The sequence below is a fragment of the Pseudoduganella sp. jia 12 genome (genome assembly GCF_055502675.1).
In genome coordinates this window covers 80,694-103,329 of sequence record NZ_JBUXKP010000005.1, presented here as the reverse complement: position 1 = coordinate 103,329, position 22,636 = coordinate 80,694, and the positions used below count along the sequence as shown (strand labels likewise).

Annotated in this window: 21 protein-coding genes and 1 riboswitch; of the genes, 6 read left to right on the top strand and 15 right to left on the bottom strand. The window is 64.2% G+C overall.

Annotated features, from left to right (window positions below):
- Positions 1 to 85: 85 nt before the first annotated feature.
- The 5 genes from thiE to thiC form a co-directional block, all read right to left on the bottom strand.
- Positions 86 to 700, bottom strand: coding sequence for a thiamine phosphate synthase (thiE, locus tag ACY65G_RS12610; protein WP_464997704.1), 615 nt, complete (start codon positions 698 to 700; stop codon positions 86 to 88).
- Positions 701 to 715: 15 nt separating this feature from the next.
- Complete coding sequence (thiD, locus tag ACY65G_RS12605; RefSeq protein WP_464997703.1) at positions 716 to 1,522, bottom strand: bifunctional hydroxymethylpyrimidine kinase/phosphomethylpyrimidine kinase; 807 nt, start codon at positions 1,520 to 1,522, stop codon at positions 716 to 718.
- Between the two features lie 10 nt (positions 1,523 to 1,532).
- Positions 1,533 to 2,324, bottom strand: a complete 792-nt coding sequence (locus ACY65G_RS12600; protein ID WP_464997702.1) for a thiazole synthase — start codon at positions 2,322 to 2,324, stop codon at positions 1,533 to 1,535.
- Between the two features lie 17 nt (positions 2,325 to 2,341).
- Complete coding sequence (thiS, locus tag ACY65G_RS12595; RefSeq protein ID WP_464997701.1) at positions 2,342 to 2,542, bottom strand: sulfur carrier protein ThiS; 201 nt, start codon at positions 2,540 to 2,542, stop codon at positions 2,342 to 2,344.
- A gap of 99 nt (positions 2,543 to 2,641) precedes the next feature.
- Positions 2,642 to 4,522 (bottom strand): phosphomethylpyrimidine synthase ThiC, encoded by a 1,881-nt coding sequence (thiC, locus tag ACY65G_RS12590; protein ID WP_464997700.1) that lies wholly within the window; start codon positions 4,520 to 4,522, stop codon positions 2,642 to 2,644.
- Between the two features lie 66 nt (positions 4,523 to 4,588).
- Positions 4,589 to 4,695: riboswitch (TPP riboswitch) on the bottom strand.
- 96 nt (positions 4,696 to 4,791) lie between these two features.
- Here thiC and ACY65G_RS12585 point away from each other — a divergent pair.
- From ACY65G_RS12585 to ACY65G_RS12565, 5 genes are all read left to right on the top strand, one after another.
- A complete protein-coding gene (locus ACY65G_RS12585; protein WP_464997699.1) occupies positions 4,792 to 5,472 on the top strand; it encodes a hypothetical protein in 681 nt (226 codons plus the stop codon).
- 204 nt (positions 5,473 to 5,676) lie between these two features.
- A complete protein-coding gene (locus tag ACY65G_RS12580) occupies positions 5,677 to 7,284 on the top strand; it encodes a methyl-accepting chemotaxis protein (protein ID WP_464997698.1) in 1,608 nt (535 codons plus the stop codon).
- A 187-nt stretch (positions 7,285 to 7,471) separates the two neighbouring features.
- Complete coding sequence (locus ACY65G_RS12575; RefSeq protein WP_464997697.1) at positions 7,472 to 10,273, top strand: valine--tRNA ligase; 2,802 nt, start codon at positions 7,472 to 7,474, stop codon at positions 10,271 to 10,273.
- Positions 10,274 to 10,373: 100 nt separating this feature from the next.
- Positions 10,374 to 10,826 (top strand): DUF2147 domain-containing protein, encoded by a 453-nt coding sequence (locus ACY65G_RS12570; RefSeq protein WP_464997696.1) that lies wholly within the window; start codon positions 10,374 to 10,376, stop codon positions 10,824 to 10,826.
- 48 nt (positions 10,827 to 10,874) lie between these two features.
- Positions 10,875 to 11,603 carry a PEP-CTERM sorting domain-containing protein gene (locus tag ACY65G_RS12565; RefSeq protein ID WP_464997695.1) on the top strand — a complete coding sequence of 243 codons (729 nt, stop codon included), beginning with the start codon at positions 10,875 to 10,877 and terminating at the stop codon, positions 11,601 to 11,603.
- Between the two features lie 442 nt (positions 11,604 to 12,045).
- Here the strand turns inward: ACY65G_RS12565 and ACY65G_RS12560 are convergent, their stop codons facing one another.
- From ACY65G_RS12560 to dusB, 8 genes are all read right to left on the bottom strand, one after another.
- Positions 12,046 to 12,810 carry a glutaminyl-peptide cyclotransferase gene (locus tag ACY65G_RS12560; protein WP_464997694.1) on the bottom strand — a complete coding sequence of 255 codons (765 nt, stop codon included), beginning with the start codon at positions 12,808 to 12,810 and terminating at the stop codon, positions 12,046 to 12,048.
- A gap of 29 nt (positions 12,811 to 12,839) precedes the next feature.
- On the bottom strand, positions 12,840 to 13,301 hold the full coding sequence (locus tag ACY65G_RS12555; RefSeq protein WP_464997693.1) for a YaiI/YqxD family protein: 462 nt from the start codon (positions 13,299 to 13,301) through the stop codon (positions 12,840 to 12,842).
- Between the two features lie 7 nt (positions 13,302 to 13,308).
- Positions 13,309 to 14,358, bottom strand: a complete 1,050-nt coding sequence (ruvB, locus tag ACY65G_RS12550; protein WP_464997692.1) for a Holliday junction branch migration DNA helicase RuvB — start codon at positions 14,356 to 14,358, stop codon at positions 13,309 to 13,311.
- A gap of 15 nt (positions 14,359 to 14,373) precedes the next feature.
- Positions 14,374 to 14,955: a Holliday junction branch migration protein RuvA gene (ruvA, locus tag ACY65G_RS12545; RefSeq protein ID WP_464997691.1), complete on the bottom strand. Its 582-nt coding sequence runs from the start codon at positions 14,953 to 14,955 to the stop codon at positions 14,374 to 14,376.
- Between the two features lie 31 nt (positions 14,956 to 14,986).
- Positions 14,987 to 15,517, bottom strand: coding sequence for a crossover junction endodeoxyribonuclease RuvC (ruvC, locus tag ACY65G_RS12540; protein ID WP_464997690.1), 531 nt, complete (start codon positions 15,515 to 15,517; stop codon positions 14,987 to 14,989).
- A 125-nt stretch (positions 15,518 to 15,642) separates the two neighbouring features.
- Positions 15,643 to 17,229, bottom strand: coding sequence for a bifunctional phosphoribosylaminoimidazolecarboxamide formyltransferase/IMP cyclohydrolase (gene purH / locus ACY65G_RS12535; RefSeq protein ID WP_464997689.1), 1,587 nt, complete (start codon positions 17,227 to 17,229; stop codon positions 15,643 to 15,645).
- A 92-nt stretch (positions 17,230 to 17,321) separates the two neighbouring features.
- Positions 17,322 to 17,555 (bottom strand): helix-turn-helix domain-containing protein, encoded by a 234-nt coding sequence (locus tag ACY65G_RS12530; protein ID WP_130186182.1) that lies wholly within the window; start codon positions 17,553 to 17,555, stop codon positions 17,322 to 17,324.
- Between the two features lie 42 nt (positions 17,556 to 17,597).
- The gene (dusB, locus tag ACY65G_RS12525; RefSeq protein WP_464997688.1) at positions 17,598 to 18,614 is read right to left on the bottom strand and encodes a tRNA dihydrouridine synthase DusB; all 1,017 of its coding nucleotides are present in this window, start codon (positions 18,612 to 18,614) and stop codon (positions 17,598 to 17,600) included.
- 255 nt (positions 18,615 to 18,869) lie between these two features.
- Between dusB and ACY65G_RS12520 the strand changes: the two genes are divergently transcribed.
- A complete protein-coding gene (locus ACY65G_RS12520) occupies positions 18,870 to 21,242 on the top strand; it encodes a glycoside hydrolase family 31 protein (RefSeq protein WP_464997687.1) in 2,373 nt (790 codons plus the stop codon).
- Between the two features lie 117 nt (positions 21,243 to 21,359).
- Here ACY65G_RS12520 and ACY65G_RS12515 read toward each other — a convergent pair whose 3' ends face one another.
- Positions 21,360 to 22,001 (bottom strand): histidine phosphatase family protein, encoded by a 642-nt coding sequence (locus ACY65G_RS12515; protein WP_464997686.1) that lies wholly within the window; start codon positions 21,999 to 22,001, stop codon positions 21,360 to 21,362.
- The gene (locus ACY65G_RS12510; protein ID WP_464997685.1) at positions 21,998 to 22,627 is read right to left on the bottom strand and encodes a YbhB/YbcL family Raf kinase inhibitor-like protein; all 630 of its coding nucleotides are present in this window, start codon (positions 22,625 to 22,627) and stop codon (positions 21,998 to 22,000) included. The genes ACY65G_RS12515 and ACY65G_RS12510 overlap by 4 nt, the downstream gene beginning before the upstream one ends.
- Positions 22,628 to 22,636: the final 9 nt, after the last annotated feature.

Here is a 22,636-nt window from a genome sequence, read left to right as displayed (position 1 = left end):
GCAAGGGGATTCACGGTCACACGGATCGTGCGATGACCGGCTACCACATTTACCACATCAACTGCTTCACCGGCAGGGGCGCCGGTCAGCGCGGCGCGAAAAGCCGCCCGAACGCGCCAGCGGCGGCGGCCACGTCCGGCGCACCGTACACGCTGCTGATCGCCGCCACCATGTGCGCGCCGCGCGCCACCAGCGGCGCGGCGTTTTCCGGCGTCATGCCGCCGATGACCACGCAAGGCACGCGCACGGCGGCGCGGGCATCGTCGACGATCGAGGGCGGCGTGGTGACCGCGTAGCGCTTGACGCGCGACGGATAGAAACCGCCGAACGCCACGTAGCTGGCGCCGGACCGTTCGGCATCGATTGCCAGCTGCAAGTCGCCGTAGCACGAAGCGCCAACGATCTTTGCCGGACCCACGCTGTCGCGCGCCTGCGCCACCGACACGTCGGTACCGCCCACGTGCACGCCATCGGCATCGAGCTCGCGGGCCAGGTCCACGAAATCGTTGACGATGAACGGCACGCCGTGACGGCGGCACAGCGCCAGCAGCGCGGCCGCCTGCTCGCGGCGCAGTTCCGGCGATGCCGTCTTGTGCCGGTACTGCAGCAGCGCCACCCCGGCGCCCAGTGCCGCCTCGGTGCATGCCAGCAGCGCGGCGGTATCGTCCCAGTCGGGAGTGACCAGATAAAGTCCGTGCATTCGAATTCTCCTGTGTTAGCGCAACGGTATCCGCTGGCCGGCCGCGATCGCGTACGAGGCTTCCAGCGTGCGGTGGGTATAGGCCTGGGCCCTGGCCAGCGCCTGCGCGACCGGGCACCCCTGTGCCAGCAGCGCGGCCACCGCCGCGGCCAGTGTGCAGCCGCTGCCGTGGAATTCCCCTTCCAGCCGGGGCCAGTGCCAGTTCTGTTGCCGGGCCGGCCCCAGCCAGCGGTTGACGACGGAATTGCCGCCGCCGTGCCCGCCGGTCACGAGCACGTGTTCGCAGCCGATCTGCCGCAGCACCTGCGCATGCGCCAGTTCCGCCACATCGCTCGATGGCGGCGGAATGTCCTGCCGGTGCGCCCTTGCCAGCGCGGCCGCCTCCGGGCCGTTCGGCGTGATCACGGTCGTCAACGGCAGGAGCGGCGCCAGCGCAGCGATGGCACTGCCGCCGCGCCCCAGCCGGTCGCCATTGCCGCTGGCCAGCACCGGGTCCAGCACCACCGGCAGCGCGGGGTTTTCCTCGCGCAGGCCACCGATCACGCGGGCGATCGCCTGGGCGTTTTCCAGGTTGCCGGGAATGCCGATCTTGACGGCGCTGATGCGGAACGCCGCGGCCACCGCCAGCGCCTGGCGCATCACCACGTCATGCTCGACCGGCAGCACTTCGTGCACCCGGTTGTTGTCCTGCACCGTCAGCGCCGTGATCACGGGCAGCGGGTGCGCATCGAGCGCCGCGATGGCGCCCACATCGGCAGCGATGCCGGCACCGCCCGAAGGGTCGGCGCCGGCGAATACCAGCACGCAGGGCCTGTGGCTCATTGCGGGTCCTTCATGCCAGCCGGCCGGCCATCGGCGACGATGGCGACGCGGCGAACTTGCGCGGCATGCGGCCGGCCAGGTACGCATCGCGCCCCGCCTCCACGGCCAGGCGCATCGCCCGTGCCATCCGCACCGGATCGCGCGCCGCGGCGATGGCCGTGTTCATCAGCACACCGTCGCAACCGAGCTCCATGGCGATCGCCGCGTCCGATGCCGTGCCCACGCCGGCATCGACCAGCACCGGCACATTGGCCTGCTCGATGATCAGCGACAGGTTCCACGGGTTGAGGATGCCCATGCCGGAACCGATCAGCGAGGCCAGCGGCATCACGGCCACGCAGCCGATGTCTTCCAGCATGCGCGCCTGGATCGGATCGTCGCTGCAATAGACCATCACATCGAAGCCGTCCTTCACGAGCTCCTTTGCGGCGACCAGCGTTTCGGGCATGTTCGGGAACAGCGTCCTCTCGTCGCCCAGCACTTCCAGCTTCACGAGCTTGTGGCCATCGAGCAGTTCGCGCGCCAGCTGCAGCGTGTACACCGCATCCTTCGCCGTGTAGCAGCCGGCCGTATTGGGCAGGATCGTGAATTCCGATGGCGGCACCACGTCCAGCAGGTTCGGCGCATGGGGATCCTGGCCGATGTTCACGCGGCGGATCGCCACCGTGATGATTTCCGCGCCGGCCGCCAGGGTGGCGGCACGGGTCTGTTCCAGGTCGCGGTACTTGCCGCTGCCTACCAGCAGGCGCGAGCGGTATTGCCGGCCTGCGATGGTGAGCAGGTCTTCATCGTTCGTTTGCATTGTCTGTCTCCTTTTGTTCATCCACCGCCGATGGCGCGGACGATATCCACGCGATCCTGCGCACTCAGCGCCACGTCGCCCCAGCGTTGCCGCGGCACGACACTGCGATTGACGGCCAGCGCCAGCGCCTGGCCTTCCAGCTCCAGCGCCGCGATGAGCTCCGCCAGGGTCTGCCCCGGCGGCAACGCGCGCGGCGCCCCGTTCAGCACGATTTCCATTTGCGTCTTCCAAAAGTTGCTAAAAACCGGGGTCAGACCCCAGTTTCAGGAAATATTTCCAAAAATTGGGGTCTGACCCCGGTTTTTGGGAATGTTGCGCTATGCCTTGCTGTAGAGCTGGCTGCCCGTCTTGACGAACTCGATGGCTTTTTCCTGCATGCCGCTGGCGGCGTATTCGCGCACTTCCTGCGTGATCTTCATCGAGCAGAAGTGCGGGCCGCACATCGAACAGAAGTGGGCCACCTTCGACGATTCCTTCGGCAGCGTTTCGTCGTGGAAGGCGCGGGCGCGGTCGGGGTCGAGGCCCAGGTTGAACTGGTCTTCCCAGCGGAATTCAAAGCGCGCCTTCGACAGGGCGTTGTCGCGGATCTGCGCGCCCGGGTGGCCCTTGGCCAAGTCGGCGGCGTGGGCGGCGATCTTGTAGGTGATCATGCCTTCCTTGACGTCGTCCTTGTTCGGCAGGCCCAGGTGTTCCTTCGGCGTCACGTAGCACAGCATCGCGGTGCCGTACCAGCCGATCTGCGCGGCGCCGATGCCGGAGGTGATATGGTCGTAGCCCGGCGCGATATCGGTGGTCAACGGGCCAAGCGTGTAGAACGGCGCCTCGCCGCATTGCTCCAGCTGCAGGTCCATGTTCTCCTTGATCAGCTGCATCGGCACGTGGCCGGGGCCTTCGATCATCACCTGCACGTCGTGCTTCCAGGCGACTTGCGTGAGTTCGCCCAGCGTCCTCAGTTCGCCCAGCTGGGCATCATCGTTGGCGTCGTAGATCGAGCCGGGGCGCAGGCCATCGCCCAGGCTGAACGACACGTCGTACGCCTTCATGATCTGGCAGATGTCTTCGAAATGGGTGTACAGGAAGTTTTCCTTGTGGTGCGCCAGGCACCACTTGGCCATGATCGAGCCGCCGCGCGACACGATGCCGGTGAGCCGGTTCGCCGTCAGCGGCACGTAGCGCAGCAGCACGCCGGCGTGGATCGTGAAGTAGTCGACGCCCTGCTCCGCCTGCTCGATCAGCGTGTCGCGGAAGATCTCCCATGTCAGGTCCTCGGCCTTGCCGTTGACCTTTTCCAGCGCCTGGTAGATCGGTACGGTGCCGATCGGCACCGGGCTGTTACGCACGATCCATTCGCGCGTTTCATGGATATGCTTGCCGGTGGACAGGTCCATCACCGTGTCGCCACCCCAGCGGATCGCCCACGTCATCTTCTCCACTTCCTCGCCGATCGACGATGTGACGGCGGAGTTGCCGATATTGGCATTGACCTTCACGAGGAAATTGCGGCCGATGATCATCGGCTCCAGTTCCGGGTGGTTGATGTTGGCGGGGATGATCGCGCGGCCGCGGGCGATTTCCTCGCGCACGAATTCGGCCGTGATTTCCTGCGGGATGGCGGCGCCGAACGACTCGCCGCGGTGCTGGCGGCCCAGCAGGTCCGCCATCCTCGTGCCCAGCGGGCCCGCGGCACGCATGGCATCGATGTACTCGCGCCGGCGCATGTTTTCGCGGATCGCCACGTATTCCATCTCGGGCGTGACGATGCCGCGCCGTGCGTAATGCATCTGCGTCACGCAGGCGCCGGCTTTCGCGCAGCGCGGCGTGCGGTGCAGGTCGAAGCGCAGCGCATCGAGCGACGCATCGGCCAGGCGTGCCTTGCCGTAATCGGACGTCGGGCCAGCCAGCTCCTCGGTATCGCCGCGCTCGGCGATCCAGGCGGCGCGCACCGAGGCCAGGCCGGCACGGATGTCGATCGGCACCGCCGGATCCGTGTACGGGCCGGAGGTGTCGTACACCGTCACCGGCGGATTGACTTCGTGGCCGAACGAGGCGGACGTATCCGCCTGGGTGATTTCGCGCATCGGCACGCGGATGTCCGGCCGGCTGCCGGTCACGTAGATCTTGCGGGAATTGGGCAGCGGCGCGATGGCGGCGCTGTCGACTTCGGCCGTACTGGCCAAGAACTTTTGATGGGCGTTCATGTTATGGCTCCTTTGGGCAGGAGCCAGCAAAGGAGACCTGGACGTGCACAGCCGTGCGGCATGGGTGCGACGATCCTTGTGCTTCCCTTCGCTGGCATTATCCAGATCAGGTTCGGAGGGTATTTCTCACCCGCAGACGGCTGTAGCCGCGCGCAGGACCCCTAGCGTTTGCCGCCTTCGTTGAAAGCAGCGGTGCCATTATAGGCATGAACCGTGCATTTACTGCAAGCACTAACGCCTATAATCGGTATCTCGACGAAAGGATAACGATGCACAAATGGGTAGCCGCCGTGCTGGCGGCGGCAATGCAGGCGGGTGCGATGGCGGCGGCGCCGGAATCGAGGACGGCCACGCCGGAGGAGCAGGCGTCGTTCTTCGACTGGTACAACAGCCGGCAGCAGGAGAGCCGCGGGCTGCTGCGGCCGCAGTTCACCGTGACGCGCGATGGCGACAAACCCGGGAAGCGCGGAAAACGCGGCAAGCGCCGCGTCACCGCCACCGTCGACGGCCCGGCGCAGCGCGCGGTACTGCCGCTGTGCCGCCAGCCGCGCGCGGTGTACGAATACGATCCGCGTGCCCGCACGGAGGCGCGCTGGAGCGAAGCCGGTCCGCCGCAAACACTCGTGTGGATCCATCACCAGCCCCAGTGCGGCGCCCAGCCCGATGCGCCGGTACGCCTGTTCCAGCCGCTGGCCGAGATGGATATCCTGATGCTGCTCCAGAACCATCCGGCCATCCTCGGCAGCGCGCGCCTGCTGATGGCGGGAAACACGTCGTGCGCGCCGTCGCGCTCGCGCGGCTACCGGCTCACTGGCCTCGACCGTGGCAAGGATGGCTTGCCCGTGATGGTGTTCCAGAACGATATCGCCGGCGAAGCCCGCGTCTCGGTGCGGCGCACCCGCAACGAACTGCTGCCGTGGAGCGTGACCTGCCCCGGACCAAGCAGCTAGCAGCTACCCGCCAATTGTTGCTCACAGGATACAAATCACTGTTCTTCGCCACGTCTCTCTGATAAGCTTGCATCCGACTTCCGACGGCCCTGTCCCAGCCGTTTTCGATGCCGCAGCAGCGGCATCGCCAACCCGTCTCCCAGCCAGCGCGACGCATGCCGATGCCCGGCATCCTGACCAGAACCGACAAGAAAGCGAGCGAACATGCGGATAAACCTGCCCGTTACCGGCCAAGAAATCCTCCTCGAAGAAGGCAAGACCATCGTTTCCACGACGGACTTGCAAGGCAACATCACCTACGCGAATCCGTACTTCATCGACATTTCGGGATTCACCGAGGAAGAGCTGATCGGCGCGCCGCAGAATATCCTGCGCCATCCGGACATGCCGGCCGAAGCGTTCGCCGACCTGTGGAACGCGATCCGCCGCGGCTTTCCCTGGACGGGCATGGTCAAGAACCGTTGCAAGAACGGCGACTTCTACTGGGTGATGGCGAACGTCACGCCGGTGATCGAGAACGGCAAACCGGTCGGCTACATGTCCGTGCGCACCCGGCCGAGCCGCGAGATGGTTGCCGAGGCAGCGAAGGCTTATGCCGCATTCAAGGATGGCAAGGCACAGGGCCTGCGTATCAGTCGCGGCAAGGTGGTGGCCGATGGTCCGCTGCATCGCCTGATTGCCGCCATGCGCCCGTCGCTGCAGACACGCCTGGTGCTGGCCGGCGCGCTGCCGGCCGTGGTGCTGGGCGCTTGCGCGGCCAGCCTGTTCGGCAACGGCAGCAATGCGCTGGCCACGATCGCCACGCTCGCGGCCCTGGCCTCGCTGTACCTGGGCTGGACGCTGCACGACTCGATCGCCGCACCGCTGCGCACGGCCACCGCGCTGGCGCGGCAGATGGCCGGCGGCGACCTGACCGCGACGATCGACGTGGCGCGCGGCGATGAAACCGGCGAGCTGCTGGCCGCGCTGCGCCAGACGAGCATCAACCTGCGCAGCATCATCGGCGACGTGCGCAGCAATTTTGCACAGATCGAACGGGCCACGAGCGAAATCGCCAGCGGCAACATGGACCTGTCGGGCCGCACGGAATCGCAGGCATCGAGCCTGGAAGAAACGGCGGCCAGCATGGAAGAACTCAATTCCACCGTGCGGCAAAGCGCCACCAACGTGGCCGATGCCGATCGGCTGGCCATGCGTGCCTCGGAGATGGCCGGCCAGGGTGGCGACGTGGTCGCGCAGGTGGTCACCACGATGGAAGGCATCAGTGCCTCGTCGCACCGTGTCCTCGACATCATCGGCATCATCGACGGCATCGCCTTCCAAACCAATATCCTGGCCTTGAACGCGGCGGTGGAAGCGGCCCGCGCGGGTGAACAGGGCCGCGGCTTCGCCGTCGTCGCGTCGGAAGTGCGCGCGCTGGCCCAGCGTTCCGCCTCGGCCGCGAAGGAAATCAAGACCCTGATCGACCAGTCGATCGACAAGGTCGATGCCGGCACGCAGCTGACCGGCAGCGCCGGCGCGATCATGACCGAAATCATCGCCTCGGTCGCGCAGGTGAAACAGGTGATGAACGAGATTTCCAACACGGCTTCGGAGCAGAGCATGGGCATCGGCCAGGTCAACGAAGCCGTCGCCTCGATCGACGACATCACGCAGCAGAACGCCGCGCTCGTCGAACAGGCCGCCGCCGCCGCCGGCGAACTGGTCCAGCAAACGCGCAGCGTGGCGCAGGCCATCGCCGTGTTCAAGGTGCAAGGCCAGCAGCACGGCCGTGCGCCTCGCGCGCCCAGGCTTGCCGGCCAACACCAGTAAGAACACCGGTGACAGGCACGCATTTTCCTGGAATATTACCGGCACTCCGGTAGCCGCGGTGCGGCGCCGTATCCGTGAATGTTTCCAGAAAACCGGTGTCTGTCACCGGTTTTCCGCTTTACATGGCATGGGGGTGTCCTGACCGCTTTATAATGGTCGTTTTCGCCAAAATCACACATCCCGGATCATGGAATTAGCCAAGTCTTTCGAGCCTGCCGACATTGAACAGTTCTGGCGCAGCGAATGGGAGAAGCGCGGTTACTACGCCGCTTCGATGGACCTCTCGCAGCCCTCCTTCAGCATCCAGCTGCCACCGCCGAACGTGACCGGCACGCTGCACATGGGCCACGCGTTCAACCAGACGATCATGGATGGCCTGACGCGCTACCACCGCATGCTGGGCCACAACACGGCCTGGATTCCGGGAACCGACCACGCCGGCATCGCCACCCAGATCGTGGTGGAGCGCCAGCTCGACGCGCAGAAGATCTCGCGCCATGACCTGGGCCGCGAAAAGTTCATCGAAAAAGTCTGGGAGTGGAAGGAAAAATCCGGCTCCACGATCACCGGCCAGATGCGCCGCCTGGGCACGTCGCCGGACTGGAACCGTGAATACTTCACGATGGACGAGCCGCGCTCGAAGATCGTGTCCGAAGTGTTCGTGCAACTGTTCGAACAAGGCCTGATCTACCGCGGCAAGCGCCTGGTGAACTGGGACCCGGTGCTGGGCACCGCCGTCTCCGACCTGGAAGTGGTGTCGGAAGAGGAAGACGGCTCGATGTGGTACATCAAGTACCCGCTGGCCGACGGCAGCGGTTCGCTGACGGTCGCCACCACCCGCCCCGAAACGATGCTGGGCGACGTGGCGGTGGCCGTCGATCCGACCGACGAGCGCTATGAAGCCCTGGTCGGCAAGATGCTGACCCTGCCGCTGGTGGGCCGCGAAATCCCGATCATCGCCGATTCCTACGTCGACAAGGCGTTCGGCACCGGCTGCGTGAAGATCACGCCGGCGCACGACTTCAACGACTATGCGGTCGGCCAGCGCCACAACCTGGCCATGCCGTCGATCCTCACGCTGGACGCGAAGATCGCCGACGATGCACCGGAAGCCTACCGCGGCCTGGACCGCTTCGCCGCCCGCAAGCAGATCGTGGCGGACCTCGAAGCGCAAGGCCTGCTGGAGCAGGTCAAGCCCCATAAACTGATGGTGCCGCGCGGCGACCGCACCGGCGTCGTCATCGAACCGATGCTGACGGACCAGTGGTTCGTGGCCATGAGCAAGCCGGCCCCGGAAGGCACGTTCAATCCGGGCAAGTCGATCACCGACGTGGCGCTGGAAAAGGTGGCCGCGGGCGAGATCAGGTTCGTGCCGGAAAACTGGAACACCACGTACAACCAGTGGCTGAACAACATCCAGGACTGGTGCATCTCCCGCCAGCTGTGGTGGGGCCACCAGATCCCGGCATGGTACGACGAAGCCGGCAACATCTTCGTCGCGCGCACGGAAGAAGAGGCGCAGGCCAAGCAGCAGGCTGCCGGCGGTACCGGCGCGCTGCGCCGCGACAGCGACGTGCTGGACACGTGGTTCTCGTCCGCCCTGGTGCCGTTCTCCACGCTGGGCTGGCCGGAAGAAACCCCTGACCTGAAGGCGTTCCTGCCCTCGTCCGTGCTCGTGACGGGCTTCGACATCATCTTCTTCTGGGTTGCCCGGATGGTGATGATGACCGCGCACTTCACCGGCAAGGTGCCGTTCGAGACCGTGTACGTGCACGGCCTGGTGCGCGACTCGCAGGGCCAGAAGATGTCGAAATCGAAGGGCAACACGCTCGATCCGATCGACCTGATCGACGGCATCGGCATCGATGAACTGGTGGCGAAGCGCACCACGGGCCTGATGAACCCGCGCGCGGCCGAGAAGATCGAAAAGGCCACGCGCAAGGAATTCCCGGAAGGGATCGCGGCCTACGGCACCGACGCGGTGCGCTTCACGATGGCCAGCTATGCCTCGCTTGGCCGCAACATCAACTTCGACCTGGGCCGCGCCGAAGGCTACCGCAACTTCTGCAACAAGCTGTGGAACGCCACCCGGTTTGTGCTGATGAATACCGAAGGCAAGGATTGCAGCGCCAGCGATGCCGACCTGTCGCAGGCCGACAAGTGGATCGTCTCGCTGCTCAACCGCACGGAACAGGAAGTGGCCAAGGGCTTCGCCGACTACCGCTTCGACAACATCGCCACCGCGATCTACAAGTTCGTGTGGGACGAGTACTGCGACTGGTACCTGGAACTGGCCAAGGTGCAGGTGCAGCAGGGCACCGAAGGCCAGCAGCGCGCCACCCGCCACACGCTGCTGCGCGTGCTGGAAGTGGTGCTGCGCCTGGCGCACCCGATCATTCCGTTCGTGACCGAACAGCTGTGGCAGACGGTCGCGCCATTGGCTGGCAAGGGCGACACCGAAGGCAAGTCGATCATGGTGCAGCCGTACCCGATCGCCAATGAAGCCGCGATCGACACGGCCGCCGAAGCATGGATCGCCGAGCTGAAGGCCTTGACGGATGCGACGCGCAACCTGCGCGGCGAGATGAAGCTGTCGCCATCCGTGCGCGTGCCGCTGATCGTGGAAACCACGGCCGCCGACAAGGACAAGATTACCGCGTTCGCACCGTATGTGCAGATGCTGGGCAAGCTGTCCGAAGTGCAGATCGTGGACGCGCTGCCGGAATCGCCGGCCGCCGTCTCCGTGGTGGGCACCACGAAGCTGATGCTGAAGGTGGAGATCGACGTGAAGGCCGAACGCGAGCGCCTGTCGAAGGAAATCGCCCGCCTGGAAGGCGAAGTGGCCAAGGCTTCCGGCAAGCTGTCGTCGGAAAGCTTCGTGGCCCGTGCGCCAGCCGCCGTGGTGGCGCAGGAAAAGGAACGTGTCGCCACGTTCTCCGCCACGCTGGACAAGTTGCGCGAGCAGTTCGCCAAGCTGCCGGCCGCGTAAGTTTTTCACAGCCGTCGACAAGCCGGACCGGGTTCTCCCGCTCCGGCTTTTTTATCGGCTGCGCTACACTGCGCGGATAATCAATTCCAAGGAGACCCCGATGCATGCCCGGCATTTCACTACGCTGCTTTCCGCTGCCCTGCTCACTGCTGCCCTGCCCGCCCTCGCCAACAACACTTCCGCCGTCGGCTTATGGAAAAACATCGACGACGAGACCGGCAAGCCGAAGGCCGAGATCCGCATCAGCGAATCGAACGGCGTGCTGCAGGGCCGCGTCGAGAAACTGCACCGGACCGCGGGGCAGGACCAGCATCCGATCTGCGACAAGTGCACGGGCGACGACAAGGGCCGGCCGATCGTCGGCCTGTCGATCATCGACGGCATGAAGAAGGATGGCGACGGATATTCCGGCGGAACCATCCTCGATCCGGAGAACGGTAAAGTTTACAAGAGCAAGATGAAGCTGGTGGATGGCGGCAGGAAGCTCGAAGTGCGCGGGTATATCGGCGTGCCGATGCTGGGACGGTCACAGGTGTGGATCAGACAAGAATAACCGGAAACAACAATGGTTTCACAAAAATATTGCTTTCATGAAAATTAAATGGTTAAATACAAAACTATTTACATCACCCCAACAATCATGAAACAGATTCTTTTTGGTTTGGCTAGCCTTCTAGTGTTCGCCAGTTCCGCTTTCGGTTCGGTACATATGTTCCAATACAAATCCCAAGTATCGAAAATCGAATACCTCATCGATACGACTTTCATTACCTCCTTGGAATCGGTAGCCCTGCCTTACGGCACTGCCACTTTAGGCGATGCAGTAATTGGCACTTTTTCATATGACCCATCATCTGCCGAACCGTATGTCGAAAAATGGGGAGGGGCACAGTACGAACCACCTCTTAGCACCATGAACATCGGCCTCGGTTCAATTGTTGCCGGCGGCATGCCCCAAGGGGGTATTGCAAAGGTATACGACAATGACTACGAAGGCGGTGATTTTTTGGGCCTTTTTTCGTACTACTATTCATGGGACTACCGGACAAAAGAAGAACTTGACGTAATGTTCGATGATCCTGCAGGGAATGTACTGCACAGCCACTACTTGCCCGGACAGGAAACACTGGACTTCACCTCAGGACGGTTAGTTTACGAGATTACACATGTAGCGGAAGCACCATCGGGAGACTGGTATACTTACACTTGGCGTGTTCATGGAGATATCTCGTCGATCTCTCTCATCTCAGCTGTTCCCGAACCCAGTACGTATGCCATGCTGCTGGCCGGCTTGGGCATGATGGCATGGCGCCGTCGCAAAGGCGGCTGACACAGTCACTACGCGAGCGTTGAAAAAACGGGGGGCCGAAGCCCCCCGAAATTACAACACTTCCTGCCACTTGGCGCTGGCGGAACAGTCCCCCTCTAATGGCAATACAACTCTTCACGCTCGCGGCGGGTTGGTTCGCTTATCGCGGAGTGTCCAGTGGAATTGCTTGCAGGGGTTCACTCCTGTCGGGTGCTTGCCGGCCAGCGCGCTCGTGCCGCTGTACCTGGCGCCTTGCCACCGAATGCTGTCGCCGCGCCCGGCGCGACCAGCATTCCGGTCAATCCTGTCATCGTCCCTGTACGCGAGTTCTTCCTCTGCGCCATGTCAATATCATGGACACAATTATGCCGACCAGCCGCGTACGGAAGTTCAGTAAGATTGCCCGAAATTTGTAAGGGACCGGCGACAAATACCGCACCGTGGCCGGCACGGCGGCAGCACGCTACTGCCGCTTCACCAGCCGGATCTCGAACAGCTTCGGCCACCGCTTGCCGGTGACGAACAGGCGCCGGTTCTTGCTGTCCCAGGCAATGCCGTTCAGCACATTGTCCGCACCGGGCGCCACGCCGGCCAGCTCGTCCAGCCCGGCAAGGTCGATCCAGCCGCGCACGTTGCCGGTGACGGGATCGATACGGGCGATGCGGTCGGTCTGCCAGATGTTCGCGAAGATCTCGTTGCCCACCCATTCGAGCTCGTTGAGCTGCCCGACGGGAATGCCGTCGGCCGTCACGCGGATGCGGCGCAGCACGCCCATCGTGGCCGGATCGAGCACGCGGATGAAGGCCGTGCCATCGCTCATGTACAGCAGCTTGCCGTCCCCCGTCAGGCCCCAGCCCTGGCCCTGGTAACCGAACGAGCCCACCTGTTCGAAGGTGTCGATGTCGAAGATGAAGCCCCGTTCGTTGGTCCACGTGAGGCTGTAGATGCGCTCGCCGAACGGGGCGATGCCTTCGCCGAAATAGTTGGCCGGCAAGTCATGCTTTTGCAGCACCTCGCCCGTTTCCAGCTCCACCTTGCGGATCGACGAGGCACCGTACTGGCCGGTGCTTTCGTACAGTACGTCGTCGCGGTAGAACAGGCCCTGGGTGAAGGCAGCCGGATCGTGGGGATAGGTGTTCCTGACGGCATAGCCGTAGACGGGAACGGCGGCCTGCACGATCGCGCTGCAGGCGAACGCCAGCGCGGCAAGGAAGGTCCTGGTCAGCATGGTCGGTCTCCGGCTATCGGTTCGGTCATTCAATCGACCTGCTTCGGCAGGTGGCGGCGCAGGTGGCCGTCGAGCGCATTGGCGAAGCGCTGGCGGTCGGCCTGGCCATACGCGGACGGGCCGCCCGTATCGACGCCGCTGCCGCGCAGTTCGTCCATGAAGGCACGCATGGTCAGCTGTTGTGCGATATTGTCCGGCGTATAGAAATCGCCGCGCGGGTTCAGCGCATGGGCGCCCTTCTTCAGTATATCCGCCGCCAGCGGAATGTCAGCCGTGATCACCAGGTCGCCCGGCTCGGCCAGGCGCACGATCTCGCGGTCGGCCACGTCGAAGCCCGCCGGCACCTGCACCGAGCGCACGTATTTCGACGGCGGCACCCGCAGCAGCTGGTTGGCCACCAGCGTGACGTCGACGTGCACGCGGTCGGCCACGCGGTACAGGATTTCCTTCACGGCGCCCGGGCAGGCGTCGGCATCGACCCAGATCTTCATGAGCCGGTCACCACAGTTCGCCGGTGAGGCTCGCGCGCGGCGGCTTCAGGCCGAAGTGCTCGTAGGCGGTTGGCGTGGCCACGCGGCCGCGCGGCGTGCGCTGCAGGTAGCCCTGCTGGATCAGGTAGGGTTCCAGCACATCCTCGATCGTGTCGGCCGCCTCGCCGATCGCGGCGGCCAGGTTGCCGATGCCGACCGGGCCGCCGTTGAACTTGTACAGCACCGCTTCGAGCAGCTTGCGGTCCATCACGTCGAAGCCGACCGTGTCGACATCGAGCATGACGAGCGCCGCATCAGCGACGTCCTTCGTGATGTCGCCATTGCTTTTCACCTCGGCGTAGTCGCGCACGCGGCGCAGCAGGCGGTTGGCGATACGGGGCGTGCCGCGCGCGCGGCGGGCGATTTCCAGGGCGCCCGTCTCGTCGATGTTCGCCTTCAGCAGCGATGCGCTGCGCAGCACGATCTTCGCCAGTTCCTCGGTCGTGTAGAACTCCAGGCGCGCCACGATGCCGAAGCGGTCGCGCAGCGGGTTGGTCAGCATGCCGGCACGGGTGGTGGCGCCGACCAGCGTGAATGGCTGCAGGTCCAGCTTCACTGAGCGGGCGGCCGGGCCCTCGCCGATCATGATGTCGATCTGGTAGTCCTCCAGCGCCGGATACAGGATTTCCTCGACGACCGGCGACAGGCGGTGGATTTCGTCGATGAACAGCACATCGTTCGCTTCGAGGTTGGTCAGCAGCGCGGCCAGGTCGCCCGGGCGTTCCAGCACGGGGCCGGAAGTCTGGCGCAGGTTCACGCCCATCTCGCGGGCGATGATGTTGGCCAGCGTGGTCTTGCCGAGGCCGGGCGGGCCGAACAGCAGCGTGTGGTCGAGCGCTTCGCTGCGCCCCCGCGCGGCGGAGATGAAGATCTCGAGCTGGTTGCGGATCTTTTGCTGGCCCACGTATTCGTCGAGCAGCTTGGGGCGCAGCGCGCGTTCGATCGCTTCCTCGTTCGGCGACGAAGGGGCGGCATCGATGATGCGCTGCTCAGTAAAACTATCGGTCTGGATGCTCATTGCCTGGTTTCCCACTCAACCCTTCGACAGCGCCTTCAGCGCCTGCTTGATGCCATCGGACACCGAGGCGCCGGCCGGCACGGACTTCAGCGCCAGCAGCGCTTCCTTGTCAGAGTACCCCAGCGCGATCAGGGCGTTCAGGATATCGGTCTGCGCATCCGGCACGGCAGCGACGCCGCCGACGGCACCCAGGTCCGCGCCCAGCTTGCCCTTCAACTCCAGCAGCAGGCGCTCGGCCGTTTTCTTGCCGATACCGGGGATCTTCACGAGGCGCCCCGCTTCCTGCCGCGTGACGGCCTGCGACAGGTCGGCGATCGACATGCCGGACAGGATGGCCAGCGCCATGCGCGCGCCGATGCCGCTGATCTTGATGAGTTGCCGGAACACGACGCGCTCTTCCGCATGGCCGAAGCCGTACAGCAGGTGCGCATCCTCGCGCACGGTCAAGTGGGTGAACAAGGTCACGCGCTCGCCCGTGTGCGGCAGGTTGTAGAAGGTGCTCATCGGCACGTCGACTTCGTAGCCGACGCCGCCCACGTCGATCAGCAGTTGCGGCGGATTTTTTTCAAGCAGAACACCGGAGAGACGTCCGATCATGGCGCAGCCTTGGAATGATGGTTAGTGAAGTTTAGCCGACCAGGCGGCCGCGCTTCATGTGCAGTTGGGTCATGCCCGTGGCGGCAATGGCAGCCAGCGTATCGTGCGAATTGGCGTGGCAGATCGCGACCCCGAGCGCATCGGCCGCATCGGTGCCCGGCAGGCCGGGCAATGCCAGAAGCCGCGCCACCATCATCTGCATCTGCTCCTTTACCGCCCTGCCCGAGCCGGTCACGGCCTGCTTGATCTGCGTGGGCGAATACTCGGCCACCGACAGCGCCCCGCTCACGAGGCCGCAGATAGCGGCGCCACGCGCCTGGCCCAGCAGCAAGGTGGATTGAGGATTCACGTTGACATACACCTGCTCGATGGCGGCGCAATCGGGCTGGTACGTGGCCGTGAGTTCCGTCACGCCGTCGAGGATGACCTTCAGACGCGTGGGCAAGTTCCCTTCGCCGCTCTTGATGGTGCCGGAGGCGATGTATCGCAGCTTCGTGCCCTGCTTGTGGATGACGCCAAAGCCGGTGGTACGCAGGCCGGGGTCGATGCCGAGAATGATCATCTATGGATTGTATGCAGTAAAGAAAGCGCCCGCAATAGCGGGCGCCGAACGGTGATGTAACTGCTGTCGAGCCCGTGTCCCCGTGCCTGGCACGGGGACACGGGCTGAGCAGTAATGTGGTGCGATTAATGACGGAAGTGACGGGTGCCCGTGTACAGCATCACGACACCGCGCTCGTCGGCGGCATCGATGACTTCCTGGTCGCGCATCGAGCCGCCCGGCTGGATCACGCAGGTCGCGCCGGCATCCACGACGACATCCAGGCCGTCGCGGAACGGGAAGAATGCGTCGGAGGCGACGACGGAACCGGCCAGCGCCAGCCCGGCGTTCTGCGCCTTGATCGAGGCGATGCGCGCGGAGTCGATGCGGCTCATCTGGCCGGCACCCACGCCCAGCGTCATGTTATTGCCGCAGAAGACGATCGCGTTCGATTTCACATATTTCGCCACCTTCCACGCGAACATCAGGTCGGCCAGCTGCTGCGGGGTCGGCTGCTTCTTCGTCACCACGCGGGTATCGGCCAGCAACACGTTCTTCGAGTCGGCCGACTGCACGAGCAGGCCGCCGCCGACGCGCTTGAAGTCGAACGTGTTGACACCCGAGCCCAGGGCGATTTCCAGCAGGCGCACGTTCTGCTTCGCGGACATGATCTTCTTCGCCTCGTCGGTGAACGACGGTGCGATCAGCACTTCGACGAACAGCTTGGCCAGCTCGGTGGCCGCCGCCGCATCGACTTCCACGTTGAAGGCGATGATGCCGCCAAACGCCGACGTCGGATCGGTCTGCAGCGCGCGGCTGTAGGCTTCCATGGCGGAGCCGCCCAGCGCCACGCCGCACGGGTTGGCGTGCTTGACGATCACGCAGGCCGCCGGCTGGTCCATGCCCGTGAAGCTCTTCACGCATTCCCATGCCGCGTCGGCGTCGGCGATGTTGTTGAACGACAGTTCCTTGCCCTGCAGCTGGCGGTAGTTGGCCAGCGCGCCCGGCACGGCCTTCGTGTCGCGGTAGAACGCGGCGCCCTGGTGCGGGTTTTCGCCATAGCGCATGTCCTGCACTTTTTCAAAGGCCACGTTCAGCGTTTGCGGGTAGGCGCCGCGGTTGGCGTGCGAACGGTCCGGACCCAGGCTGGACAGGTAGTTCGTGATCGCGCCATCGTAGGCGGCCGTGTGTGCGTACACTTTCTTGGCCAGGTTGAAGCGGGTTTCGTAGCTGATGTAGCCCGGCGAATTGTCCGTGGTCTTCATCTCGGCCAGGATCTGGCCGTAGTCGGACGGATCGCAGATCACCACCACATCCTTGTGGTTCTTGGCCGCGGAGCGCAGCATGGCCGGGCCGCCGATGTCGATGTTCTCGATCGCGTCGTCCAGCGTGCAGTCGTCCTTGGCCACCGTGGCCTGGAACGGGTACAGGTTCACGACCACCATGTCGATCGTGGGAATGCCATGTTCATCGAGCTTGGCCATGTGCTCCGGGAAGTCGCGGCGGGCCAGGATGCCGCCGTGGACTTTCGGGTGCAGCGTCTTCACGCGGCCATCCAGCATTTCCGGGAAGCCGGTGTAGTCGGCCACTTCGGTCACGGCCAGGCCGTTTTCCTGCAGCAGCTTGGCGGTACCGCCGGTGGACAGGAGGTTGACGCCCATCGCCGACAGGGCACGCGCGAAATCCAGAACGCCGGTCTTGTCGGAAACGGAGATGAGAGCTTGTTTGATCATGGCTGTGGTCCAGGTTGAAAATTCTTGTTGTCGAGCAGCCGCCGGCACGGGTGGCCGGTACAGCCACTCGATCCCGGGCCGGACGAAAAGCCTTACAGCAGGCCGTGCTCCTGCAATTTCTTGCGCAGCGTATTGCGGTTGATGCCCAGCATTTGCGCCGCATGGGACTGGTTGCCATCGGCGCGGTGCATCACCACTTGCAGGATCGGTTTTTCGACGGTCATCACGACCATGTCGTAGATGTTCGACGGCTGCTGTTCGCCCAGGTCGTTGAAATACTCTTCGAGGCTCTTCGTGACAACTTCCTGGATACTTTCTTTGCTCATGTTCTTCTATTTAACGAAATAATTTGCCGATCTGGCGCCAAGTCAGGCAGCCAGCATGTCTTCGGCGAGGCGGTATTGTAACCGCTCGCCATGCTTCCACTGGGATTCGAAGAAGCTGTCCACGGCGCGTAATTGTTCGGTGGTGGACTCGAGACGGTTCATCTCCTGGCGGAAATCCTCCCCGCCCGGGAGGTCGCGCACATACCAGCCGATATGCTTGCGCGCGGTGCGCACGCCCAGGTATTCGCCATAGAAGGCATAGTGGGCGCGCAGGTGTTCGTCCATCAGCTTGCGCACTTCCGCCACCAGCGGCGGCGGCATATGGGCGCCGGTGCGCAGGTAATGATCGATCTCGCGGAAGATCCATGGGCGGCCCTGGGCGGCACGGCCGACCATCACCGCATCGGCGCCGGTTGCATCCAGCACGTAGCGGGCCTTTTCAGGCGTGGTGATATCGCCGTTGGCCACCACCGGGATCTTCACGGCCGCCTTGACGGCGGCGATGGTGTCGTATTCCGCGTCGCCCTTGTAGCCGTCGGCGCGGGTGCGGCCATGCAACGTGAGCATCTGGATGCCGGCTTCCTCCGCGATGCGGGCGATGTTCAGCGCATTCTTGTTTGCGCGATCCCAGCCGGTACGGAATTTCAGCGTGACCGGCACATCCACCGCCCCCACCACGGCATGCAGGATCTTTTCAACGAGGTCCTCGAACTGCAGCAGCGCCGAGCCGCACCAGTTGTTGCAGACCTTCTTCACGGGGCAGCCCATGTTGATGTCGATGATCTGCGCGCCCTTGTCCACGTTGAACTTCGCGCAATCGGCCAGCTCCTGCGGATCGGAACCCGCGATCTGCACGGCCTTCGGCTCCATCTCCCCCACGTGGTCGGTGCGGCGCGAGCTCTTTTCGCTGGCCCACACGCGCGGGTTGGCCGCCGCCATTTCGGAAACGGCATAGCCGGCGCCGAGTTCCTTGCACAGTTGCCGGAACGGGCGGTCGGTTACGCCCGCCATGGGGGCGACGAAGACGTTATTGCGCAGCTGGTAGGGGCCGATTTGCACTTGGGTTTCAATGAAGACTTGCTGGAGGAACCTGCAATTCTAACCCAAGCACTGCTCATTTAATACGCACGAATCTGTATTAAAACAGCAGGTGTGCAGCTTTCCGGTTATGAAACAACGAGTTATAGGAAGAAATTTTTCGGACGGGTGTGCTTCGAATTGGCCGGACCGCAGGTGTTGACATGGGACCCATGCTGCCCGATTATCGCGATAGCGCTAACAATGGCGTGTTATATAACATTTCAGGAGATACGCATGATGATCCCGACAGCGTGCCGCACCGGCGGCTGCGCTCCCACCCGCGTGGCCGCTGCCATCGCTTCCGCCTTCCTGCTGGCCGGCTCCGCCGCTGCGGCACCGCTGGTGACGCTCGACCGCAACGGTGCCTTCGTCGCGGTGGAAGCCTATGGGCCGAATATCGTTCACGTGACGATCGCGGTGGACAAGGCCGAAGTGCTGAAGGGTCCGGGCCACGGGGTCATCGCGCAGCATGCCGACAACAAGCCATTCCAGCACCGCGTCGCCGCCGAGGGCGATACGTTTACGTCCAGCGGCATGACGCTGCGGATCAACCCGTCCGCCGTGCCGGCGATCCCCACGCAAAGCCAGAAGTATTTCGCGCCCTCGCTGGCGCCGGTGGGACTGGAAGTGCGCAATGCGCAGGGCCAGCAGATCCTGAAGATGACGGGCTGGGAAATGTCGCCGCAGACCGTCAATGAAGAAAAGACTTACCAGGTGGGTGCGGAATTCCACGCGCCAGCCGACGAGCATTACTACGGCATGGGCCAGAACCAGGAATCGCTGTCCGGGCTGGACCTGCGGGGCCGCACGCTGGACTGCAAGCACTGGTACGACGCGCCGGGCGGCGAAACCGTGTGCGTGCCGTTCATGGTGTCGTCGAAGGGCTATGGCATCGTGTGGGATAACCCTTCCGCTACGCGCTTTTCCGCAGGAGTGCTGGGCAGTACCCGGTTCCAGTCGAACGTGGGCGAACGGGTCAGTTTCTTCATCATCACCGGCAAGAATGCCGACGAGCTGTACTCCGGCTATGCGCGGCTGACGGGCAGGACGCCGATTCCACCCAAGGCCGCGTTCGGCCTGATCCAGTCGAAGGCGCGCTACGACAGCCAGGACCAGGTGCTGCGCATCGCCAGGACCTACCGCGAGAAGCGCTACCCGCTGGACATCATGGTGGTCGACTGGTTCTACTGGACGCGGATGGGCCAGCTCGACATCGACCCGGCGCAGTTCCTGGACCCGGATGGCATGAACAAGCAGCTGCACGACATGGGCATGCAGTCGATCATTTCGGTCTGGCCCCGCTTCGAGACGGCCGGCCGCTATTTCAACGAGCTCGATGCCAAGGGCTACCTGCTGAAGGACAAGGATGGCAAGACGCAGGACGGCTTGCCGTTCCGTTCGGACCGCACGGGCGGGCTGATCGATTCCACGAACCCGGCCGCGCGCAAGTGGTTCTTTGAAAAGGTGCGCGACAACGTGCTGTCGCACGGTTTCGACTACCCGTGGCTGGATGAAACCGAACCGGACCTGGTACCGGAAGGCCTGCGTTTTTCGATCGGCTCCGGCGACCGCTACCGCAACCTGTATCCGCTGGTGCACGTGGAGGGCTTTGCCGAAGGCATGCGGGCCTGGAAGCCGAACCGCCGCGTGCTGATCCTGTCGCGCGCCGCCTACCTCGGCTCGCAGCGCACGGGAGCGCTGTTCTGGTCGTCCGACATCAAGTCCACATGGGAAGCGCTGGCGCGCCAGATCCCCGCCGGCCTGAACATGACGGCATCGGGCATCGCCTACTGGGGCAACGATATCGGCGGCTGGCAAAACCTGCCGCAGACGACGGAAGCGACCAGGGCGCCACTGCTCGATCCCTCGGACGCGCGCAACGTCGTCGGCCAGAACCACGATTACCCGGAATTGCATACCCGCTGGTTCCAGTACGGCACCTTCACGCCAACCCTGCGCCTGCATGGCTCGCGCAAGGAAGCGGAACTGTGGTCGTTCGGCAAGCAGGCCGAGGCGGTGATGGCCAAGTTCAACGCGCTGCGCTACCAGCTGATCCCCTACATCTACAGCCAGGCGAAGATGACCTACGACACCGGCGCGCCATTCATGCGCCCGCTGTGGATGGACTTCGGCACCGACCCGAACGTGGCGAACATCGGCACGCAATACATGTTCGGCCCGGCGTTCATGGTGGCGCCGGTGACGGAACAGGGGCAGACGGAGAAGAACGTCTACCTGCCGGCCGGCAGCGACTGGTACAACTGGTGGACCAACGAAAAGCTGGCGGGCGGCCAGTGGGTGAAGGTGGCCGCGCCGATCGACCAGATCCCGCTGTTCGTGAAAGCCGGCTCGATCGTGCCAATGGGCGCCGCCGTGCAATCGACCGCCAGCAAGCAGGCGATCGAGCAGATCCTCGTCTTCCCGGGCAGCGACGCCGAGTTCACGCTGTATGACGACGACGGGCTGTCGTACGACTACGAGAAGGGCAAGGGCGTGGTCAGCGGCAAGCTGCGCTGGCAGCAGTCGGACGGCAAGCTGAGCGCCAACGGCGGCCCTGCCGGCTTCGCCGCGACGGCACCCAAGCTCGTGAAAGTCATCGGGCGATAACCGGAAGCAAAACAGGGGACGTACCCCTGTTTTGAGGAAACTTTGCGGGGCGCACTGCCCTGCGGACGCCACTGACTGCCAAACTTGCCTGGAAACAGGGGTACGTCCCCAGTTTTTCTAGACGATATCGTCCAGCGCTTGTGCGAGGTGGTCGACGTCGCCCCAGTGCGTGAGGGCCAGCTTGCCGTCCGACCACGTGAAGCGGTTGATGCTGGCGTTGCGTACCTGGAAGTCGCGTGGGCTTTCCAGCGTCATTTCGCGGGCGGCACGATAGGCGCATTCCAGCACGCCGCCGTGGGCGACGATGGCCAGCTTGCGGCCGTGATATTGGTCAGCCCAGCGGCCGATGGCGGCGATGCTGCGCTCGTAGAAATGCCGGAAGCTTTCGGCATGGCGCTCGCCATGCGGCATCACGGAATCCACACGGCGGCCCTGCCAGGCGGCGAAGTGCTCGGGATAGCGTTCCTCGATCTCTGTATACAAGAGGCCTTCGAAAACACCATAGCCCCGCTCGCGCAATGCCGGATCGGTATGGAATGGCACGTGGTGATATTCAGCGACCGCCTCGGCCGTGTGCATCGCCCGCTGCAAGTCGGAAGCGACGATGGCAGCCAGCGGCTCGGCGGCCAGCGCCCGCGCCAGCGCGGCGGCCTGGCGGCGGCCGGCGTCGTTCAGCCCGATGTCGAGGTGGCCCTGCAGGCGGCGCACGGCGTTCCACGCCGTTTCGCCATGACGGATCAATAACAGTTCGGTGCTCATTTGCTCCTTAATGCATAGGTGCCGATGATCTGCGCCTCGTCGAGGATGTGGCCATGCAGCGCCGCCAGCGCCTGTTGCGCGGTGAAATCACCGTCGACCGGCAACGTTGCCACGTCGACCGCATACAGGCGGAAGATATAGTGATGAACGCGTTCGTCATTCCATGGCGGGCACGGCCCATCGTAGCCGAAGTAGCGGCCATTCATGTCCGGATCGTTCGCGAACCAGCCCGTGTAGTCGTTCAGCCCGTGGCGCAGGTGCGTGCCGCCGTTGGCGACGATGGGGCCCGGTTTGCCGCGTGGCGTCACGCCTGACGACTGCGCGCCAGCGGGCAGGCTCGACAGCGATGGCGGGATATCCACCAGCGCCCAGTGATAGAAATCGCCACGCGGCAATTCCACCGGCAGCGTCTTGCCCTCCTGGTTGACATCCGTGCCGACCGTCGGCGCGTCGCCATCGATGCACAGCAGCACCAGCGAGGCGGTTCCCGGTGGAATATCGTCCCACGCCAGGTGGGGGTTGCGGTTGCCCGCGAGGCGCACGCGCGTTTCGGCATCCGGTTCCGCAAACGCGAATTCGGCGGGAATCGCGGCGCCGTTCTTGAATGAGTCGCTCCACAGCTTCATGAGTCGTCC